At 42.7% G+C, this 15,051-nt stretch carries 11 protein-coding genes; 4 read left to right on the top strand and 7 right to left on the bottom strand.

Annotated elements, in window-relative coordinates:
* Nucleotides 1-143 precede the first annotated feature (143 nt).
* The 3 genes from F6J99_RS03860 (at nt 144) to F6J99_RS03850 (ending at nt 5,979) form a co-directional block, all read left to right on the top strand.
* Nucleotides 144-4,991, top strand: a complete 4,848-nt coding sequence (locus F6J99_RS03860; protein ID WP_293111778.1) for a caspase family protein — start codon at nt 144-146, stop codon at nt 4,989-4,991.
* 42 nt (nt 4,992-5,033) lie between these two features.
* Nucleotides 5,034-5,258: a hypothetical protein gene (locus F6J99_RS03855; protein ID WP_293111777.1), complete on the top strand. Its 225-nt coding sequence runs from the start codon at nt 5,034-5,036 to the stop codon at nt 5,256-5,258.
* A 205-nt stretch (nt 5,259-5,463) separates the two neighbouring features.
* Nucleotides 5,464-5,979, top strand: coding sequence for a hypothetical protein (locus tag F6J99_RS03850; protein WP_293111776.1), 516 nt, complete (start codon nt 5,464-5,466; stop codon nt 5,977-5,979).
* Nucleotides 5,980-6,623: 644 nt separating this feature from the next.
* On the opposite strand, the gene F6J99_RS03845 is transcribed toward F6J99_RS03850, so the two are convergent.
* From F6J99_RS03845 to F6J99_RS03835, 3 genes are all read right to left on the bottom strand, one after another.
* Nucleotides 6,624-7,019, bottom strand: a complete 396-nt coding sequence (locus F6J99_RS03845) for a PPC domain-containing DNA-binding protein (protein ID WP_293111775.1) — start codon at nt 7,017-7,019, stop codon at nt 6,624-6,626.
* Entirely contained in the window at nt 6,974-7,108 is a 135-nt protein-coding gene (locus tag F6J99_RS03840; protein WP_293111774.1) for a hypothetical protein, read from the bottom strand. The genes F6J99_RS03845 and F6J99_RS03840 overlap by 46 nt, the downstream gene beginning before the upstream one ends.
* A gap of 63 nt (nt 7,109-7,171) precedes the next feature.
* A complete protein-coding gene (locus F6J99_RS03835; protein ID WP_293111773.1) occupies nt 7,172-9,367 on the bottom strand; it encodes a transglycosylase SLT domain-containing protein in 2,196 nt (731 codons plus the stop codon).
* A 571-nt stretch (nt 9,368-9,938) separates the two neighbouring features.
* On the opposite strand from F6J99_RS03835, the gene F6J99_RS03830 reads away from it, so the two are divergent.
* Nucleotides 9,939-10,511: a Uma2 family endonuclease gene (locus F6J99_RS03830; RefSeq protein WP_293111772.1), complete on the top strand. Its 573-nt coding sequence runs from the start codon at nt 9,939-9,941 to the stop codon at nt 10,509-10,511.
* Nucleotides 10,512-10,550: 39 nt separating this feature from the next.
* Here the strand turns inward: F6J99_RS03830 and F6J99_RS03825 are convergent, their stop codons facing one another.
* The 4 genes from F6J99_RS03825 to F6J99_RS03810 form a co-directional block, all read right to left on the bottom strand.
* Nucleotides 10,551-11,492, bottom strand: a complete 942-nt coding sequence (locus tag F6J99_RS03825; protein WP_293111771.1) for a sulfite exporter TauE/SafE family protein — start codon at nt 11,490-11,492, stop codon at nt 10,551-10,553.
* A gap of 568 nt (nt 11,493-12,060) precedes the next feature.
* On the bottom strand, nt 12,061-12,927 hold the full coding sequence (locus tag F6J99_RS03820) for a DNA alkylation repair protein (RefSeq protein ID WP_293111770.1): 867 nt from the start codon (nt 12,925-12,927) through the stop codon (nt 12,061-12,063).
* Between the two features lie 387 nt (nt 12,928-13,314).
* The gene (locus F6J99_RS03815) at nt 13,315-14,685 is read right to left on the bottom strand and encodes a hypothetical protein (RefSeq protein ID WP_293111769.1); all 1,371 of its coding nucleotides are present in this window, start codon (nt 14,683-14,685) and stop codon (nt 13,315-13,317) included.
* Nucleotides 14,685-15,041 (bottom strand): hypothetical protein, encoded by a 357-nt coding sequence (locus tag F6J99_RS03810; RefSeq protein WP_293108577.1) that lies wholly within the window; start codon nt 15,039-15,041, stop codon nt 14,685-14,687. Before F6J99_RS03810 ends, F6J99_RS03815 begins: the two co-directional genes overlap by 1 nt.
* Nucleotides 15,042-15,051 lie beyond the last annotated feature (10 nt).

Raw genomic sequence — 15,051 nt, 5'->3', positions numbered from 1 at the left:
CAATAGGTAAATATTTATTACGAAAAAAATAATTTCTGCATAAAGTCAACAGATTATCTTGAGGAATAAATAGGGAGCATCCCAGTTTTGATGCTGCCAATCAAGGGTATTCAAGTGATCTTTATCAGTGTTTTTAGCATAACATGTTTTCTCGCAATCTCGCCTTTATCATCGGTATCAATAACTACACCAACGGCATTTCTCCCCTCAACACTGCCGTAAACGATGCCAAAAAACTAGTGGAAATTCTCCGCGAGAAGCATGATTACAAAGTCTGGGATTTCCTAGACGAAGTGGCAACTCTGTCTAACTTCCACAAATTTTTATTTCATACCTTACCCGAACTCGTCACTGAAAATGACCGCTTATTATTTTACTTTGCTGGTCATGGAGTCGCTCTCAATGGGGATGATGGCCCGGCTGGTTACTTAATTCCTCAAGATGCATCCCTGGGGGATACTAATAGTTATCTGCCCATGACCAAGTTACACGATGCTTTAAGTCAATTACCCTGTCGTCATTTCTTGGGTATCCTCGACTGCTGTTTTGCTGGTGCTTTTAAATGGTCGAGTACTAGGGATTTACTCACATCGCCAGAAGTAATTCACCAAGAGCGTTATGACCGTTTTATTACTGACCCAGCCTGGCAAATCATTACCTCCTCAGCTTCTGACCAAAAAGCCTTAGATAACTTTAATTTAGATAGGGAACGCAGTCAAGTCGGTAATCATTCCCCTTTTGCTAGTGCATTATTAGAAGCCCTCGAAGGTGGAGCAGATATCTATCCTCCTGCTACCAATGGTAAACCGGCGGGAGATGGGGTAATTACAGCCACAGAATTATATTTATATTTACGGAATCGAGTCGAAATTTCCACAGAAAAATGCCGGATACGACAAACCCCTGGTATTTGGTGTTTAAATAAGCACGATAAGGGAGAATATATCTTTCTTTCTCCCGGACATGAACTTAATTTACCCCCCGCACCACCATTAGATGAGTCACAAAATCCCTATCGCGGTTTAAAGTCCTTTGACGAGAAACACAGTTCACTGTTTTTCGGTAGAACATTACTAGTAGAAAAGTTACAGGATTTTGTCAAAGCTAATCCCCTAACAGTGGTGTTGGGTGCTTCCGGTTCGGGTAAATCTAGCTTGGTAAAGGCAGGATTAATTCCCAAACTACGGCAAGATAATACTGAGAAATGGTGTATTTTGCCACCCATCCGTCCTGGTGAGACTCCCTTGGAAGTATTAAATAATGTGCTATGTAATGCTAAGTTACCAGAGGTAGCAGCCCAAACCCCACAGCAGAACCTGGCAATGAGCATTGATGTTTGGGCGAAAAATCACCCCAACTCTAAGTTATTACTGTTTATTGACCAAAGCGAAGAAATTATTACACTCTGTCAAAACTTAGATGAGCGTAAGGCGTTTTTCCAACAGATACTCACAGCCATAAATGCCCATGGGGATCAATTACGGGTAGTATTAACCCTACGGTCTGATTTTGAACCCCAAATCACAGATTTGGGCTTAAAGTTGGCACCGGAAGTACTAAATCAATTGGGAACCACGGTACTGATAAATCTTTGGCAAAGTGGACGATTTATTGTACCGGCGATGACACGAGGGGAACTCAACGAAGCGATAGAAAAACCGGCTCAAGCACGAGTAATGTATTTTCAACCCCACGAATTAGTAGAAAAATTAATTGATGAAGTGGCGGATATGCCCGGAGCATTACCCCTACTGTCTTTTGCCTTGAGTGAATTATTCCTCAAGTATTTAAGGCGGCAACGGGAGGCACAATACAGGGGTATTACTATTGACCGAGCCTTGACTCAAGCCGATTATAGTGAATTGGGGGGAGTAATGCGATCGCTAACTCAAAGGGCAGATAAAGAGTATCATTTGCTCGTTCTTGAAAATCCCGCTTATGAGCAAGTAATCCGTCATGTAATGTTACGGATGGTGGCACTAGGTGGAGGAGAATTAGCCCGTAGGCGCGTATCGTTATCAGAATTGAAATATCCGGGTCAGAAAGATGGTTTAGTGAACGAAGTAATTGGGCGCTTTACTAACGTACGGTTATTGGTTAATGGAGTTGATGCTGATCGCAATGCCTATGTGGAACCAGCCCATGATGCTTTGGTGCGGGGTTGGCAAAGGTTGCTGGAGTGGAAACATTTAGACGAGGAAAATTTACTTCTACAACGGCGGTTGACTCCTGCGGCGGTGGAGTGGAAAAGCCAGCAACAGGCAAAGTTTCTTTGGAATGCTAACCCTCGTCTTGATTTGTTGAAAAAGGTACTCAATTCTGATAATAACTGGCTGAACCAAGTAGAAGTTGAGTTTGTGCAGCGTAGCGTCAGGCAAAAAAGCATCAATACTCGTCGGAATTGGGGTGTTGCGATCGCAGTTATGCTGGGGTTAGGTACAGGTTTAGTATTATCGACTTATTTTGGCTTACAATCTCGTAAACGGGCAATTAACTCAGACTTACGTGCACAAGCTGCCAATATCAAGTATTCTCTATCAGTAAAACCTACTACAGAAGAATTGCTCCAAGCTATTGAATCAACCGCTAAAATTCAAGATTACCAAAAATCCTTACAACCAACAGTGATCAATGAAATTAATTCTAGCTTATTGACAGCTTTAGATAACGTACGAGAAAGGAACCGTTTACAAGGTAATACAGAATCGGTCACTAATATCGCTTTTAGCCCAGATGGCAAACAGATTCTCAGTGGCAGTTTGGACAGCAAATTACGTTTGTGGGACACAGAAACCGGTCAACTAATCCATACATTAGAAGGTCATAAAGATTCTGTCACTGATATCGCCTTTAGTCCAGATGGCAAACAGATTATCAGTGGCAGTGACGACGGAACAGTGCGTTTATGGGACACAGAAACAGGTCTTCTAATCCATACATTAGAAGGTCATAAAGATTCTGTCACTGATATCGCTTTTAGCCCAGATGGCAAACAGATTCTCAGTGGCAGTTCCGACAACACAGTGCGTTTGTGGGACACAGAAACCGGTCTTACTCTCCATACATTAGAAGGTCATACTAGTTTGGTCTCTGATATCGCTTTTAGTCGAGATGGCAAACAGATTTTCAGTGGCAGTTGGGACAACACAGTGCGGTTGTGGGACACCGAATCCGGTCTTACTCTCCATACATTAGAAGGTCATAAAGATTCTGTCACTGATATCGCTTTTAGTCGAGATGGCAAACAGATTATCAGTGCCAGTAAAGACAGCACAGTGCGTTTGTGGGACACAGAAACCGGTCTTCCTCTCCATACATTAGAAGGTCATACAGCTATTTTCCGGGAGGTCGCTTTTAGTCCAGATGGTAAACAGATTATCAGTAGCAGTCACGACAACACAATGCGTTTGTGGGACACAGAAACCGGTCTTCCTCTCCATACATTAGAAGGTCATACAGATTATGTCACTGATATCGCTTTTAGTCGAGATGGCAAACAGATTATCAGTGCCAGTTCCGACAGCACAGTGCGTTTGTGGGACACCGAATCCGGTCAACTAATCCATCAACTAGAAGGTCATACAGATTATGTCACTGATATCGCTTTTAGTCGAGATGGCAAACAGATTCTCAGTAACAGTTATGACAAAACAGTGCGGTTGTGGGACACCGAATCCGGTCAACTAATCTATCAACTAGAAGGTCATACTAGTTTGGTCGATGATATCGCTTTTAGTCGAGATGGCAAACAGCTTCTCAGTGACAGTTGGGACAACACAGTGCGGTTGTGGGACACCGAATCCGGTCAACTTCTCCATACCTTTGAAGGTCATACAAGTTTTGTCACTGATATCGCTTTTAGTCGAGATGGCAAACAGATTCTCAGTAGCAGTTATGACAAAACAGTGCGTTTGTGGGACACCGAATCCGGTCAACTAATCCATCAACTAGAAGGTCATACAGATTATGTCACTGATATCGCTTTTAGTCGAGATGGCAAACAGCTTCTCAGTGGCAGTGATGACAACACTGTGCGGTTGTGGGACACAGAAACCGGTCAACTAATCCATCAACTAGAAGGTCATACTAGTTTGGTCGATGATATCGCTTTTAGTCGAGATGGCAAACAGATTCTCAGTAGCAGTTATGACAACACAGTGCGTTTGTGGGACACCGAATCCGGTCAACTAATCCATCAACTAGAAGGTCATACAGGTCGTGTCACTGATATCGCTTTTAGTCCAGATGGCAAACAGATTCTCAGTGGCAGTGCCGACAACACAGTGCGTTTGTGGGACACCGAATCCGGTCAACTAATCCATCAACTAGAAGGTCATACAGGTCCTGTCACTGATATCGCTTTTAGTCGAGATGGCAAACAGATTCTCAGTGGCAGTTATGACGGAACAGTGCGTTTGTGGGACACAGAAACCGGTCTTACTCTCCATACCTTACAAGGTCATACAGGTTGGGTCAGTGCGATCGCTTTTAGTCGAGATGGCAAACAGATTCTCAGTGGCAGTTGGGACAACACAGTGCGTTTGTGGGACACAGAAACCGGTCAACCTCTCTATACATTACAAGGTCATAAAGCTTCTGTCACTGATATCGCAATTAGTCGAGATGGCAAACAGATTCTCAGTGGCAGTTATGACGGAACAGTGCGTTTGTGGCTGGGTTTAGATTGGCGAAATTTGTTAAAAGAGGGATGTAATCAGCTGCAATTTCATCCTGACCTCGTTGCACCTAAAAATAATAAAGCAGGAGAAGCTTGTCTTAAGCATGCCAGTTGGGAGGATAAAACCAAAGCAGAATTTCTGGTGAGACAAGGTAGGGCTATTTTACAAAAAGAGCCAAATGTAAAAAATGCTGTTAAAAAATTTAAAAAAGCACAAAAACTAAATTCTGACATCGACCTCAACCCAAATACAAAGGAAATAGATAAAGACCCCAAAACAGTAGCGCAACAGTTAGCCCCAGACTCGAAATAATCACATGCCTGTCCACATAAAAATGAAGTAGGTGCTCAAGCCATGGCCTTTAGGCCACGCTACGCGAACGCCTCATCGGGTGCCTACCAACCAAATAGATTACCATTACAGCCGAAATCTTCAATAGATTATCGGCTACTTTGCGCTGCATCAAGACAGGGAATCAGCCTCAAATATAGCAGAAGTCAGAAGTCAGAAGTCAGAAGTCAGAAGTCAGAAGTCAAACTCTTGCGCTTACTTAGGTTTGAGACTTTTGTCATGTCCTAACTGCCCTGGCGACTGCTATATATTCAGATGCGTTCGCGAAGCGTGGCCCAAAGGCCAAGGTCAATCGCATTTAGGGTTAGTTTTTTCTTTCATCATTAGTTTTTTCTTTCATCATTTAATCTTTTAGCTAAGTTTACTTACTCTTCATAATCAAATCCAGGAATGTTTGATTAACTATTGATAGTAGTTTTTTATATCAATACATATGAAAATAACTCACATTAGCGCTTCTTTAGTATTCCTGGGAGCGATCGCAGTTACTCCAGCTTATGGAGCCTCGGTATCATTTACTCCGACTGGGTCACAATTAGACCAAGATGCCATCAATGACCTTGAAGTCAATGTTGGTGACACCATTGATTTCTCTTTCGTGTTAGATACTAGCGGTCTCACCGCTAATTTACAGTCATTGGACCTTCTTTTACAACAAGATCCTACTGAGCTTCTTACTCTAGACGTATTTAGGACAGATGCAGATATAGCTGCTTTTTCAGACTTTAGCGGGAGCCCAGTAGAAAATCCACCCTTGGGGATACCGACAGCACTTTTTCAACGTAGTGATTCAATTGGAGTTTCTCCAAACTCTACCCTAGAAATATCTGGGACAACTTATCAAGTACTCCCTGGGTTTAAGAATGATGGATTGCCTGACTTAGCAGTTACCGTTACGTCTGCAATTGATGCCAATGGTATAGATTTGACACTCCCCGCCCTAGAATGACGGGGATTCTCACTTCAACGAGCTGTCTTGCCTAACCAGGCCGGAGCCAGGAAAGGTAGAGGACAATTCTCCATGAGCGTGTTTGGTCTATGACCTAGGTTTCGGTGTGCCCCACCGTACCTAAATTATTAAGGATTTAGATAGACAATGATTTTAAATATTTTTTTTAATCTTAGATTTTCATAGACGACCAAATCGTTAGATTGGATTATGCAACATGCTTATCTATTAGCTTGTTTTTTACATTGTCTACTTATTCTAAGATAGTGTCTATCCTTATTGTTTTTAGTTATTTGTTATATTTTTATACTAACACGCTCTGTGAAAACTGTCAAGTCAGAGATTAAAATAAAAGCCGTCCTTCTAGGACGGGGCTTTAAACCCATTTTTTTTGGTAAGCATATGCGCTACGCGCACGCTACTTGAGGTGCAGTCAGCGGTCAGCCGTCAGCGGTCAGTGGTCAGCGGTCAGTGGTCAGCCATCAGTTTATTTTATTCAAAAGCTATTCGGTGTAGCTTGGCCAATGCCTGAAAGCTGATAACTGATAGCTCAGAGCTGATAGCTGATAACTGATAGCTGAACGCGCACGCGTGTGCGTAGCACATAAGCTGATAGCTCAGAGCTAATAGCTGATAGCTTACAATCACACTACATTTTTATGCCGAACTTCCAGTTCTTTGTAGCCAGTTTTTTGATCGAGTGTCCTCAGAAAACTAAATTCTTCACTGGTTCCGATGACTATCTCGGCTGTTGTATAGATGATACAATCTTCAGCTAGGTGACCACCGATAACGTTACCATTTTTATCGGCAAGGGAAATGTGTAAATGGACACTGTGGATGGATAGAGTTCCAACTAAAGACACTATCTCGAATTTTTCGATCAATAATTGGTTAGTATTTTGATTAGCGAATCGAAGGTTAGCTTGTTTGAGACTGCCAACAGCTGTCAGGATAAAACCGGATTGAATAGTGTTTTGTTTGACAACATTGATTAAGAGGGAATAGGGAATAGGGAACAGGGAACAGAGAATAGGCAAGAGGCAAGAGGCAAGAGGCAAAAGTTTACTACAAAAGCTTTTGCTGCTTCTATCAATGTCCTAATCTCCCCATCTCCCCATCTCCCCATCTCCCCATCTCCCCACACTTCCCTACTCCCTACTCCCTACTCCCTACTCCCTACTCCCTAAAATTAATTAGATGATGCTACGGATTTATTAGCAGCGTGAGCTTCTACCATCCGGGAAATATCAGGATTATAGAGTCGCAAATAATTCCAATAATTACCAAACACTGTTTTCACGTAACCTTTGGTTTCTCGAAAGGGGATTTTTTCAATAAAGGCGTCGGGGTCACTAAAACCGTATCTATTCACCCATTTAGATACATTACCGGGACCGGCATTGTAACTGGCAACGGCTAATAAAGAGTTGTTACTGTTCTGTTGGTGGGTAAAGCTTAGATACCATGTCCCTAATTTAATGTTGTCATCAGGGTTTTTAAGATTGTATTCTTTCAACTGGATTTTTTGGGCAACCCAACTACCTGTTGCTGGCATGACTTGCATTAAACCCATGGCACCAGCAACGGAACGGATTTCTGGTTCAAATCTAGACTCTTGGCGAATTAGGGCAGTTACGAGTAAGGGATTAAGCTCCCGTTGACCAGACCAGTTAACAATTGAATTTAGGAAAGGGAAGGGAAATAGAGCATGCCAGTATTTTGGGTCGTCACGCAGTGCTGCCCATTCGGCTTGTTCTTGGGGAGTCTCTCGTCGTTTTAGGCTCCAGACTTGGTTAATGCCTTTGAGATTATCCCCAATCCCTAGCCGCAATAAACCATCACTAAATTGCTCTGAGACACTGAGTTCCTTACGGTCTCCTAATTCCACTTGCCACAGAGCCCAAGCCTCCTGATCTTGACCAAGCTTGTACAGTTCTTTGAGGGTTGCAGAACCGTCGGTTAGTAAAGGTCTAGCTTGGGGTCTGACCACTTTTGGCATTAAGTAGCGCACGGAGGTGAAGTCCCCTACATTCCAGCCTAAATAGTTGGCCGACCGCCATGCATAGTAGGATTCTGGATAACGAGCCAGTACATGCTCAAAGGCAGCTTTAGCATCATTAGGACGCCCCAGCTTACTTGCCCATCGACCTACCCAGAACCCAGCTTGGGCAGCGATGTCACTATCGGGATTGTTGGTGGTAATCGGTTGCGCCCATTGCCATGCTTGTTGTAGCTGGCCTTTTGCTGCTTTTTTTTGAGCCATTTGCCAACGATAATTAGCCGCAGCATCAGAACTAGCATATTGGGTCAATACCGACTTACGAGCTTGGCCAGCAGAAACTTTGCTGTTGAGCTTTTCTAGGATTTTGGCTTTGTCGAGCAAGGCTTGAGGAGCTTCATCGGGATAATTCTGGATGACCTGATCCAGATAAGCTAAGGCTTCTGTTCGCTTAGAGATACTAGCAAGACGCCTCAAGGCTAATCCGGTTTCTTTGGCATTGGGATAGGCGCTGATCAACTGTTCATAAAAGATTTTGCCTTTGCTGGCTTTTGTATCTAAATGAAGCCCTCGACCTGCACGGTAGAGATTGCGGGGAGTGCGGGGAGCTTGGGCGTAGGCTTTACCCGCTTTGCCATATTTCCAGGTTTCCCAGTAACCATTGCCAATCATTTCCCAGTCTTCGGGGGTGAGTTGCTCAGCATACTTGTCAACGATGCGGTCTCGGATCTCCTGCATTCCTAAGGCTTTAGGAGTGTGCTTGGCTAAGAGTAATAGTAATGGGAGTTGGTTGGGATTGGCTTTGAGGCGCTGTCGGACAATTTCTAGAGTACGGGGATGGCTGGGAAATTTTGCGATCGCATCGTCCCAGTGCTTAGGATTAGATTTTCCTAGATGATAAAGGGCTTCTGCTGCCACTGCTTGGTTGGGGTACTTTTTCAGGATAGTACCCCAGGCTGCTGTAGCCTTAGCGCTATCCCCCATGGCTTGGTAAGCTTGAGCACGTTTGAGGACAACGTGGGATGCTAAAACCGGATAATCTGACTCAAGCCCTTCGAGATGGTTTAGGGCTTGTTCTGGCTGATTTTGTTGAATTAAATCCGATGCCAACAGATAACGGGCGCGATACTGTTCCCGAGACTTCGGACCTGAGGCAAAAGCATCTAGGTTAGTTGCTCGTTGTTGAGGTGGCAGAGAAACCAGCCGTGCTACAGCGGATTTGCCTGTTGACTCCGTTAACCCTTGGCTGGCAGTCTTGTTTTCCTCTTTTTCCTCTAGTTGATTGGCTACGGTGACACCTAAGAATACTGCTCCCAGGGACACTGATACCAATAACACTATGGCTCCAGCCAATAAAAGAAATTGCTGTCTACGCTCTTTTAACATAAATCCTTACCCAACACGGTCAGCAGTTGAAAGTCTCTTAGCATATGACCCATGATCAGGGTCATCTGGTTTCCCTCTTGAGTTATAAACCATAATATAAAGTTCTTGGCTAAGAACCTCGAACCGGATTTAGTCAAACTTGGTCAAATTTGGTCAGAGTTAACAGAGCACGAAGCCAGCAATAACTAGATAACTATAATAACTATAATAAGTATTATGATAACTATATTTTTATCACCCTGATGAAGCACATTTTTGCCACCCTTAGCGCGCCCCATTCCATATCTTAGAACTAGGTTACCTTGAAATTGTGACGATTTATGGTAAATTTGCCTATAATTTTGTTATTTAGCGAAGGGAACAGGGAGTCGGGAGTCGGGAGTCGGGAGTCGGGAATATAGAGTCAAAAATTATCACAATTCATTAGTTGCGTAGGGTGCGTTAGGGACGGGCTCACCCTGATTTTCCGCCTCTTCACGTCTGGGACAGCCCGTCCCGTAACGCACCACCAGGTCAAACAGCTTTAATGAGATGCACCCGTTGTTCACAAGAGTGAACTTGAAAACAAGTCATGACTGAAACCACCGTTGATAAGATTCGATTCACCACTGCGGACCTAGATCTGTTACCAGAGGACGGTAATAGATATGAAGTTATCGATGGAGACCTGTTTGTGACCAGATCCCCCCATTGGAACCACAACAAGGTGGTGGGAAGACTATATAGTGCCCTTGATTCGTGGTCTTTAAGTGATAAGGGCTATGGTGAAGCTGTCCTAGTTCCAGGGATTGTTTTTGACCAGGAGAATGCTGTGGAACCTGATGCTGTCTGGGTTTCCGACAAGAATCGCTTGCCACAGATGCTGGATCAAGCAGGTCATTTAACTGAAGCGCCAGACCTGATCATAGAATCTTTATCAGCAGGAAGTCAAAACGAGCGTCGTGACCGAGAAGTCAAATTGAAACTCTATTCAGTGCGGGGGGTTCGGGAATACTGGATTGTGGATTGGCGCACCACTAAACTTGAGGTTTATCGGCGACAAACTGCCAAGCTTACCTTAGTCGAGACTCTGTTTCCTGGAGATATACTGCGATCGCATTTGCTTCCTGGTTTTGAGTTACAGCTCCAGATTGTGTTTTTGTGACTATCCTAAATTACCCTATCCTATTTAATTATATTGCCATTATGTGATGCTATTTTTTTCAGCCAATACAGCCAAACTAAGGAATACTATTAACCCACTAATCAAAATACTCAGAGTAAACCAAGCCAACCCACCAGTTGGTTGGATAACTAATAAGGCTCCAACAAATTGAGCTAGCAAAATAAAATAGAGAACATTAGTAATAAAATTTCGAGAGCGATTGCTAATGAAATATGCTCCTAGGGGAGCACCTAAAATCACCACAGTGATGCCAACTAACCAGTAGTTAAATTCCTGAATTCCAAAATCCTGAAGAAAGAAAAGATGCCAAATAAATCCGACAATAGTATTTCCCGCCATGAGGCAGACGCTTGTAGGAGTAGCAACTTTTTCTGAAAGGCGATATCGAATTGTCACCACTGAAAAAGTTAAAATGTCAATTCCACTTCCCACAATTGAAACTACTATTCCCCCTACGAATCCCAAAAAAATAAAAAGTTTTATTTCTCCTGATGAAAGAGGCGGAAGTGTATCGAAAACTGAACGATATCTATTCATATTTAAATAAAAAAGAGCTATGCCAAAACTTAACCATAGAGAGACAAAGAACATTTTGGCATAGGGAGGGGAAATCAGAGGAGCAATATAGTAACTTCCTAAAATAACTCCCCCAACTCCTCCCCAACTACATAATAATAAATAGTTTTTTTCAATGGGTATTTTTCTCGTCAAAATCAGATATGCGGCTGAGGTCATGCCAATACTTTGAATCCCCAAACTGAAATTACGGGCTACTTCTGGTTCAATCTGAAAAATTAGGGTCATAATGGGGAAAGCAACAGCCCCACCTCCCTCTGCTGTAGCTCCAGCGATAAAAGAGGCAAACATCATGGTCACAGACATGAACCAATTGTGGATAAATAAATCCCATTGATTGGTATGTACCATATAGGTTAGCCAGACAGTAAAAATTGCTGCCATTGGAGCTATTTGATGGGATTTAAAGTTTATATTTTTCATAAAATTGTGATAATTATATTGTCGATATAAGTAGTCGGACAAAAGTAAATTTAACTGTTGAAATAGGGAGCAGGGAGCAGGGAGCAGGGAGCATAGGGACTTTTGGGAACTTTACAAAAGTTAATAAAGTAAGGTTTATTTTTGTCCAGGTACTTATCAAACTATTTTACATCAAATAATTTTTAAAATTCAATTTTTTAAATTAGTAAAATCATTGATTCAATGATTTTACAATTACCATCCCACTCTTTGGGACAAAATATTATTATTTTTTTGATTGATAACATCTTCTATTGATTCAGTTAAGGTTTTGATAATTAGTGTAGACTCTTTTTCAGCAATATTTGCAATTAATTCAGTTTCAATTTATGGTAGATATTATTGTAATGACTCTTGAATAATCTGATTAAAACGAGAGTTAAATATGTCTATTAATTCTGAAGTAGAAATGTATTTTGGCAATAAATTCATGACCTATTTCTACTTGATACTAAGGGGTTGACAACTGGCCACTTAGGTTTAAAGTTAACTAATTAATTGCTATTCCTTCAAGCTCCTGGGATAAAATATTCTGCTTTTTGAGAGTCCTAAGAGCGTGTTTAATAATCCAACTTGTTTCCTTGGTTGGAGATTCTTTTCTCCACCGCAAACAGGTATTGATTACCCAATCTGGACTAGATTTGCTCGCATCATTCAACCAGTTACCAACCGAACGCTGCACATAATTACTGGGGTCTGAACGAACAAATTCTAATATGGTCAAACCTGGATCGGGGTTTTTCTTCAAAGTCGGAATATGTTGACACCAAACGCCACGAGGACGAGTAGCTTCTACCGCACAGCGTCGAATATTGGGGTCTTCATCTTTAACCCACTCTGTTAGTAACTCGAAGCTATAAGCTAAATCCTCTACAAGATAGCTTCTAAGGGCATCCCAAGCGCATTCTCTGACAGAGAAACTAGCATCAGCCGCGAACCTACGCATGATTTCTAACCTCTCGGGTAAGGAGAAAGTCTGGTCAGCGGCTATACTAAAAGCAGCCCAAGCTCTCACCATGTCTGACGTATGACTAGCCAACGTTTCAAAAATTTCCGTTCGGTTTTCCTCTTCTTCTAGAGCCTGAAAGAGTATTGTGCCAATGCCTTTGAGTCCTTTGGTAATGCCTTGGTCTTGAAGTTTCAAGCTCTGATCATACAAGTTATCAATTTTTTCTTTCCAACCTATTTCGGTAAGACTAGTCCGAAGCAGAAAAGGCATATCAATCGCTAACCATTCGACAAGATTGACGGTTTCAATTTTTCCGTGATTGAGTGCCCATAAGACGTCATTAGGAATTTCAGAACGCTTCCTTGCTCCTTTTCTAGCTTTTAGCCTTTCAAGTTCAACTGTGTGCATAAAGTTGCTTTTTTTGACATTTTGCACCACAAGATTATTGAAACTATTTTAACTGACAGAACGTAGGGTGGGCAAAATGTTATGATCTAGAACTATGAAAAGAAGCCAACAGTTTTTGCCCACCAAAAAAGTATATAGAACGTAGGGTGGGCAAAATGTTATGATCTAGAACTATGAAAAGAAGCCAACAGTTTTTGCCCACCCTACAACCTTATCATTTTGATCGCCGATAAATAATGCGATACTAGAACGTAGTAGGGTGGGCAAAATGTTATGATCTAGAACTATGAAAAGAAGCCAACAGTTTTTGCCCACCAAAAAAGCTCATTTTCCTCCCCGATTGATAATTCGATCCACAATTAACGCAGCGATTGACCGTAGGTCACGCTACGCGAACGCACCAAAGCCAACATGAAATAGCACAAACACGACACTGTAAGTCAAGCAAGGTGTAACACCAGCCTTGGGGCAATCTAAGGATTGTTTGGGGTATAGTTGGGTGATAATAGACTCTACCGGTTTAGCAGCGGTTTGGGAAGAAATACCACTGACCCCTAAACCAATACCCACCGAGGCAATCCAACGTTCTAATCGTTTCTCTTGTTGTGCTTGTTCAGTCTCTACGATGCCTCGGATACTACCAAGCATCTGGTCAAATAGTTGCTGACCGGGTTTGAGATAATTCAGGTTGGTTTGAATCTGACGTTTAAACAGCTCGGTTCTTTGGTTTAGGAAGTCTTCTAAAAACTCGATATTATCGTCTTCGAGACTAGATTCACGGATTTTTTCCAGCCAGTAGTCATAGTTGGTGGCATTGGTAGCGATCGCAGTTTTATGATCCTCCAGGTCTCGCAGATGACCAGCATACTCAAAGGTCTGGGATGGCATCTCCGTCAGTTTTTGCTTCAGTTGCTCTAGCCTTGTTTCTGGCTCCGTTGGCAATTCCTTGAAGCCTTTAACCTCTTGTTCCAATTGCCCATAGAGCTCTCTAGTTTGGCGATAACACCAACGGGCTTCATGATAAGCAAACAGGATTTTACTGCGACAGCACAACAGATTGAAAAATGAACGGTAAGTCTTTTTTGCCAGGTTTAAGGTTTCTGGGTGACGGTTTAACCAGACCAGAAGGTGACATTGCTCCGTAGGTTTCTCTTTACCCTTGTCATAGGCAAAAATTGGGCTACCAAATAACTGCCCAGATGCCCTAAATTGGGGTTTTTGGTCGCTTCCCTGGAAAAAAGCATCCACACAGGCATCGGCTAACTTTCTATCTTCCTCGGGAGTGCCCACGGGTTCCCCATAGAGCACTAAGGTTTGTCCCAAGGAAGCTTGAATGTTGCTGGCTAGGAGGCACCCTTGGGGATTTAACCGACTAAATTGACTGGCTGGAACAGTGACATTTTGGTAATACAGAGTTATATCAATGGCATAAGTGTCATGAATTTGAACCGGATAGACCTCTACTGTCAGGGCAGAGCCTTCTATTTGCAGTGGTGGCGTATAGGTTAAGCGACCATTATCAGGTAATAGTTTTATGTAACGGCTTGTGATTGCTGTTTGGCTTCGAGAGGATTGTAATTTTTCCGGTAAAGATTTCAGCTCTGGGATCCCAAAGGGTTCACTGAGCTGAGCACAGTTTTGCCACAACTGATCCGCATCCTGTCCCAACTGTCCCGGTTCTTGACTTAAGTCTTGGCAGAGATGGAAAGCATAAAGGGTGACGCTGGGGTTTTTGATGGGCAAGGCAGAATCAGGCATCAGCCTTTGGGAGTGTTGGGTTTTTGGGTGTCTTCAGTAGAACTCTTGCGGAGGGCATTCATCAAGGTTTCCCCTAGGTTTTTTTCGTCTTCGGCTTTAGTTTTATCAGTGGGGAAAGTGCCTCCAGGTCCGAGTTCACCGATTGCTTGGCTAGCAAGTAGAACATCTAGAGCATCGTCAATAACTGGATCAGATGTACACCAGTTATCAATCTCATCTGCTAATCCCTCCACATCATGATTAGATAGGGGAGTAATTATCGCTTCCAGTTCATTGCGATCCTGTTCAGAAAAAAGATCTGGTTGCGTGTTGATTAGCTTGATGAAATTTCCTATTGCTTGAATCTCAGTGTTCATAGTCTTAACT

Origin of the sequence: Moorena sp. SIO4G3, from assembly GCF_010692305.1 — a bacterium.
Lineage (GTDB): Bacteria > Cyanobacteriota > Cyanobacteriia > Cyanobacteriales > Coleofasciculaceae > Moorena > Moorena producens_A.
The sequence above is the reverse complement of the archived record's forward strand: the minus strand, read 5'-3'. Positions and strand labels throughout refer to the sequence as shown.